The organism is Stygiolobus sp. CP859M (assembly GCF_037389975.1).
In the GTDB taxonomy this organism is placed as follows: domain Archaea; phylum Thermoproteota; class Thermoprotei_A; order Sulfolobales; family Sulfolobaceae; genus Stygiolobus.
The window spans coordinates 144,891-151,564 of sequence record NZ_JBBHKS010000005.1; the positions used below are offsets into that span (position 1 = coordinate 144,891).

Consider the following 6,674-nt stretch of genomic DNA (forward strand, 5'->3'; position numbering starts at 1 on the left):
TACATACTGAATTATTTATGAGGAACGGTGTAGGGACTGAATTGTGATGATCCCTAGGAAAATGATGAGTTTGCCGAGTACGGAGTAATGACGAAGTGAAGGTGGCTGATATACTTTATCTCTTTTCACAGATTGTTGTACAACCGCGTTCTTCAATCCTATTACATTCTATTCTAGTTACACCAACTACTCTCTCCAACTCCTTCCTAATTGTACTATCAATATATATCACTTTATAACCGGTTATGGATATCCATAGCTCACGTAACTCAGTTATAGCCAAATGGGGTTTTACTCTTAACATCTCTTCGAGCTTTTGATCATAATCCTTCTTTGTCGTGATTACCTTATATTCTTTATATACAACATCCCCGCTGATCCCACAAAAATCTAAGCCATCAACGTAAATTGTGATAAAGCCGTTTGATGAGAGAAGGAATGAAGTGTCCGCTCCTTCCAATTGGATATGATAGCTGTTAAGGTAGTGGCTCCACCTTCGAAATTTTCTCCCTCTAGCTTTTAATGAGACGATCGAGGATAAGCTAAAAGAGTACAGAACGTCTTGAGGCTGTATAGTGATAAAATCTGGATCACGAAAAATTGTTGACCCCTTACACTCGGCACTAACTATTTCGCCGTTACACACGTAAGAGTATTCAGGCAAAGGTGGAACTATTATTTCTTCCACTCTCTTTGTTTTTAACTTCACAATAATATGATATTAAATTACCAAATTAAAGTAGTTTTCTACTTTTGATATTATAACATTAATATGATAGAAAAACCCTTGTTTTAAGGATATAAGCTTTTTAAATAAGTTGATAGAATGTTTATTGATCAAGCATGGCTGTAAACGATAAAATATTTTACGTGGTAACCCTAATTGTTCTATTAATAGACATAATAATATATTCTATCTATCCAGTATTTAATAGTGCAACAGAGACAGTAGGTGGTCTAACTATCTTCTATTTCTACCAGATAATACTACTAATAGTTTCATCTATAATGTTCGTAGCCGTAAGTCTAATCTTCAAAAATAGGTGACGGAAAATGGCAATGGGCTTGCACGTTGATGGTTTAACCCTAGCCACTTTCGTCGTACTTTTTGCATTTTTCACATTTCTAGGTTTTTATGGTGCTAAGTGGAGGAAAGGAGATTTATCAAAACTCGATGAATGGGGACTAGGAGGAAGAAGGCTAGGCTGGTTAATAGTCTGGTTCCTGCTAGGCGCTGATTTATTCACAGCTTATACGTTTATAGCTGTACCATCGGCATTTTTAGCAAAAGGAGCGATATATTGGTTCGCTGTACCATATGTAGCTTGGGGATTCGGAGTAGCACTGCTAACAATGCCGAGACTCTGGATAGTTGCTAAAAATAAGGGTTATGTTACAGCGGCTGATTTCGTGAAGGATAGGTTTAATAATAAGCCCTTAGCAATGGCCGTGGCATTAACTGGAGCAGTAGCTGAGTTGCCATATATCGCGTTGCAGATCGTAGGAATGGAGGCTGTTCTAGCTGTATTGTTGGTAGGGTTAGGAATATCACCGCATGCAACGATTGCGGGCTTAAGTGTAACAGAACTAGCTTTACTACTAGCATTCATAGTCCTAGCTGCGTTTACAATAACTAGTGGGCTAAGGGGAGCTGCTTTATCTGGTATATTCAAGGACATCTTAGTGTGGATCACTGTAATTACAGTAGCTGTGTATATACCGCTCATACACGGAGGTTACGGAGCAGCTCTAAGTGCTGCACAGTCTTACTTATCTAATCCTAAGAGCGGTATACACAATGTTGTGGCGTTAAAGTCGGCTCTCGGTTATACAGTGCTTCCCTCTCAACTTTACGCTGCTTACTTTTCCTTAGCTTTAGGAAGTGCTCTAGCCTTATACTTATATCCTCACGCTATAAACGGTTCCTTATCATCTGAGAGTAGAGAGAAGCTGAAGTTGAGCACATCGTTATTGCCTATATACGGAATCGGCTTAGCTTTAATCACTCTATTTGGCATTTTAATATATTTAGTACCGAGCGCGTTAAACCTTGTAATAACTACTAAGAATGGTTCGTTAACAGTTCCCGCTTTGATAGCTGCTTCAATGCCTGATTGGTTTGTAGGTTTAGCTTTCTTAGCTATATTCATCGGTGGGTTAGTGCCAGCAGCGATCATGGCTATAGGTGTGGCTAACTTGCTAACGAGAAACGTAATAGGTGAGTTTACAAAGCTATCTCCCTCGAGTGAGGCTAGGTTAGCAAAGATCTTGTCTACAGTGTTCAAGTTTGTTGCGTTAGCTTTCGTATTTGTAGTTCCTCCTACCTATGCGATTCAGCTTCAACTTTTAGGCGGAATACTTGTTTCCCAAACATTACCGGCTGTATTCATCGCTCTATATACCGACAAGTTAGAGGGTAATTCAACACTAGCAGGTTGGATAGTAGGAATGGCTAGCGGAATTTATTTAACCCTCTATGTAAACCACTTCGGGCCACTAGTGAGCTCGTTCTTTAATACCCCTATGGGTCCGATTTATATAGCATTAATAGCGTTGTCATTGAACTTAATAACCACAGTTGTTGGTTCATTAATAGCCAGACTAGCAGGCTGGAAACCTATCTCAGTAATAACGGCACAGGACTTCGAGATAGAAGTTCAGAGCCCTTCAAAGCAGAATTAAGTTAAGTAATAATGACTTTTTTCTTTTATATTTTTATTATCTATAACATTATTATTATTCTACGCTTTTTTGTTTAGTTAATTTTAAATAATTAGCTATCTTGCCGTAACTTCATATTGATAGTTGATTATCAATATAGACTTACGATATAGCGAACTTTATGTTTTCAAAAGATTAAAAGCTTCCTTGTTTTAGGGAGAAAATCAGATTATATGTATACATGTATAAACTTTAATATCATCGTGGCTACTTTGGTTTTTATCTCACTACGTTAATCACTCACTTAGAGTCTCAAGTATTATCTTAGTAGCTGACTCGCTTAACTGACGTTAAATTTTGTTCATATTTTAGGTGTCTTTAAAACTCTCCTTTCTGTAATTATATCCTAACTTTATAACTCGCTATACAGATTACATAGATATATTTCGTTAAATAATAGACTTCCGTTACTCTTTCGTAGTTAGGACACTTATGGTATCTCATTTCAGTATAATTCCAAAGTTTTATTAATGAAAAAGTATCAAATTATTGCGAAGGTCTATATAGAATTAATTATACTTAAGACATCATGTTTACACTTACTAGCTCAAACGTCGTTAATTGTAAAAAAACTTATAAATCGTTCTCGCACTATAATTATAATGTCGGGACAGATGTAAGAGACCCGCCGTAGCTCAGCCCGGTTCTAGAGCGCCCGGCTGTAGGTGGATTAGCTGGTACCGGGTGGTCCGGGGTTCAAGTCCCCGCGGCGGGACTATATTTCTACCAAATTGTTTACACTAAAATATTATTTCCATTCTCTCCGTGAGAGACATAAACTACTCTTGGTTTAAGCTCTTTTATCCTCTGTATACTCTTCAAAAGCTCTTCTATATTCTCATGTATTACGGGCATTCTAAGCCCGTTCCTAGTCCCTTGTAACATATCCCCAACAATTATTGAGTTATCAGATGGTATGTAAATAGAGATTGAGTCCGACGTATGACCTGGCGTGTATAAAATCTGGAGACCATCTAATTCCTCTTCAGTTAACTCGCAGTCCGGTTCAATTCCCCTGAAGTTTTTCTTTGTAAAGGACGAAAAAGCGCCAATTAGGAGTTTGTAAGTGAAGGAGTGTACTACTGGTTTCCTAATCTCCTCTCCTCTAAGATTCTTTACTCCTTCCTTGTGAATGCAGAACTGTGCGTTCCGTAATGCGTTCTTAAGTTCATAGGCACTGCCTATATGGTCTATGTGAGAATGAGTAAATATTACATATTTAACACGATCCTTATTAACTTCCGCAAGTATCTTCTGAGCAGAGTTAGGTAAACCGCTGTCCACTATTACTTGGTCACCGTTATCTAAATTGATAATGAAAGATTTTACGAATCTCAATTTGATCTCTTTAACATTCATGAGATAATTTTCTCCTATAGTTATTTAGTGTTAACTTATTAACATAGCGTGTGAAGTTACATGAAGTTTTGTGGCAATATTGATCAGGATCGTTAAACCTAACGTTCAATCTGACGATTTATTCTAATAAAATAAGGTTAAATATTGATTTTTACATAAATCACAAACTCGTGGAATACGAGCATTTAACTAAGATAAAACCAGTTCTAGATTATGACGTAGAAGAAAAAGACAGCCAAATTGCACTAATTATTAGGGAGAATAAGCCAGAAGCATATATCTACGGTGACAACAAAGTAAACACCTTCGGATTTCCAGAAGAAGTAGTTTGGGCTGATAATGACAGACTCCTGATAACTATAGATCCAGAGGGTGGAGAGAGGAGGGGAATTTATGAGTGGGAGAAGGGATGGGAGAAGCCAAAACCTCTCTTAGTCGACAAATACGATAATTCCTCTCCTATGGTCACCATTTACGGAATCCTCTTCATTTCTAATAGGGACGGGAAGACTTTACACCTCTATTTGTACGACGGTAAGAAGATCGAAAATATAAGCAAGGGAGAAAAGCCTGTAGGTGGTTATTGTACTAATGGAGAGCTGATAGTCTATTCTCAAGGAATATATGATGACAATATTTATGTCTCCGACTTCACTGGAAATGTAATAAAGGAGTTATCCTTTGACGAGAGCGAACAAATAGTCCCGTCGGAAAACTGCTTCTTAAATAAGGACAAGTTTATATTCCTCTCAAATCATAATGGTACTTTTGGGTTATATTCTTATGATATCAAAAAGGACGAGATTTCCAGTATAATTAACGTCTCGGATTATGACATTAATGAGGCTGTAGTTTATAACGAAAAGGTGTTATACACTTTAATAAAGGACGGTAAGAGTGAGTTATTACAAGTCCCTAACATACATCTTGAAAAAGGTGGTTATATCCACGACCTGAAGGTTGTAAAGAATTCTGTGTATTACCTGATGTCAAAACATTCTAGGGCTACAGACTTGTACGTAATTGAAGGTAAATTGAGCCAGAGGCTTACCGACTCAATGAACGGAGTCAAGGATGAATTCGTGAGCCCTACATCAGTAACTTATGACTCTGATGGTATTAAAATCCACGCGTTATAATCAGTAGGGGAAATGAGGACAAAGGAGTAGTTTACATACATGGGGGCCCGGACTTCCAATGTATTGACAACTTTAACCCTGAAATACAATTCCTGGTGAAGAAGGGGTTCAAGGTGATCTGTCCTGATTATAGGGGGAGCACCGGTTATGGTAGGAAGTTCAATCACATGAACGACAAGGATCTAGGAGGAAGAGACCTACGCGACGTTATTAATGCGGTTAAAGTACTAAACGTGAAGAAGGTAGCAGTTACTGGTGCTAGTTACGGCGGATATTTAACAATGATGGCCGTGACTAAATACCCTGACCTATGGTGTTCTGCAGTGGCTGTAGTACCGTTCGTCAACTGGTTCACTGAGAAACAGTTCGAGAGGGAGGTATTGAAACAATACGATGAAATAAAGATCGGTAACGACGAGGCTTTACTTAGGGATAGGTCACCGATCTTTTTCGTGGATAGAATAAAGGCACCATTAATGCTGTTGGCTGGCCAAAACGATCCCAGATGTCCTGCTGAAGAAACAATCCAGGTTGTTGAGGAGCTGAAGAAGCTGGGTAGGCAAGTTGAGTACAAGATATATGAAGGAGAAGGTCATGGGTTTATGAAGATAGAAAATTACATTGACTCAATAAAGAGGGCCGTTGAGTTCATTGCAAACCACTGTAAATAACGTTTTTACATCTATATAAATAATATATTTTTCCATGAAAACTTGAGTAATTATTTAAAAATGTGCAAAGAAGGATGGAATTCCGGTAATAATAAATGACACTGTCTACGTAGGAATACCATCTTTAGGTAGTGTAGCAGCGGTAAATCTGTTTACTGGTAAAATACTTTGGGAAACCAGACTACCAGATTTACGAATACCTCCTAAGTAGCCCGGAGGTCCTAGAGGTAGCCCGACTTACTACCACGGATTATTGTGGGTAGCAGCAGGAGGAGACTGTAACACTTTCACGTAACTTTTAAATACTTCTAGTTACTTTTAATTACTGTGGAGAGGTATCTAACACCTAGTGAAGTTGCTGAAATATTCGGCATGAGTAGGAGTGGTGTTATTAAGTGGATTAGGGAAGGGAAGATAAAGGCTGTTGAGGTTAACGGTAGGTGGAGAATACCTTACAGCGAAATTGAAAGATTACTATCTGGCGGTGGAAGGGTTAAACAAGTAGCGATTTACGCTCGAGTTTCACCAACACAAAAGGACGACTTGGAGAGGCAATTGGTCGCATTGAGAGAATGGGTTAGGAAAACTCTCGGAGAAGTGAGTGCAATAGAAGTTAAGGACATAAGTTCCGGGTTGAAAGAGGACAGAGAAGGTTTAAAGAAATTAATAGAATTAGCCAAGAGGAGGCAAATTGACACAGTTGTAGTAGCTTACAAGGACAGGCTAACACGTTTCGGCTTCGAATACCTCGTAGAGTTGTTCAAAGCATATGGCGTAAACGTTA

5 protein-coding genes, 1 tRNA gene and 1 pseudogene are annotated in these 6,674 nt (G+C 38.3%); 5 read left to right on the top strand and 2 right to left on the bottom strand.

Annotated elements, in window-relative coordinates; translation table 11 throughout:
- Nucleotides 1–115: 115 nt before the first annotated feature.
- Nucleotides 116–709, bottom strand: a complete 594-nt coding sequence (locus WIW72_RS01430; RefSeq protein WP_337701972.1) for a hypothetical protein — start codon at nt 707–709, stop codon at nt 116–118.
- Nucleotides 710–843: 134 nt separating this feature from the next.
- Between WIW72_RS01430 and WIW72_RS01435 the strand changes: the two genes are divergently transcribed.
- From WIW72_RS01435 to WIW72_RS01445, 3 genes are all read left to right on the top strand, one after another.
- Complete coding sequence (locus WIW72_RS01435) at nt 844–1,047, top strand: hypothetical protein (protein ID WP_337701974.1); 204 nt, start codon at nt 844–846, stop codon at nt 1,045–1,047.
- 6 nt (nt 1,048–1,053) lie between these two features.
- Nucleotides 1,054–2,682, top strand: a complete 1,629-nt coding sequence (locus tag WIW72_RS01440; RefSeq protein ID WP_337701976.1) for a sodium:solute symporter family protein — start codon at nt 1,054–1,056, stop codon at nt 2,680–2,682.
- A gap of 663 nt (nt 2,683–3,345) precedes the next feature.
- Nucleotides 3,346–3,436: transfer RNA gene (locus WIW72_RS01445), tRNA-Tyr, on the top strand.
- 20 nt (nt 3,437–3,456) lie between these two features.
- On the opposite strand, the gene WIW72_RS01450 is transcribed toward WIW72_RS01445, so the two are convergent.
- Complete coding sequence (locus WIW72_RS01450; protein ID WP_337709112.1) at nt 3,457–4,059, bottom strand: MBL fold metallo-hydrolase; 603 nt, start codon at nt 4,057–4,059, stop codon at nt 3,457–3,459.
- 191 nt (nt 4,060–4,250) lie between these two features.
- Here WIW72_RS01450 and WIW72_RS01455 point away from each other — a divergent pair.
- Nucleotides 4,251–5,890, top strand: a pseudogene (locus tag WIW72_RS01455) (alpha/beta fold hydrolase).
- Between the two features lie 327 nt (nt 5,891–6,217).
- The coding region (locus WIW72_RS01465) for an IS607 family transposase (RefSeq protein ID WP_337701980.1) at nt 6,218–6,674 on the top strand (457 nt) is incomplete at its 3' end.

What these genes read in the sequence shown, in the direction of transcription:
- WIW72_RS01435 (WP_337701974.1), top strand. Translation starts at nt 844, where the DNA reads ATGGCTGTAAACGATAAAATATTTTACGTGGTAACCCTAATTGTTCTA.
- WIW72_RS01440 (WP_337701976.1), top strand. Translation starts at nt 1,054, where the DNA reads ATGGCAATGGGCTTGCACGTTGATGGTTTAACCCTAGCCACTTTCGTC.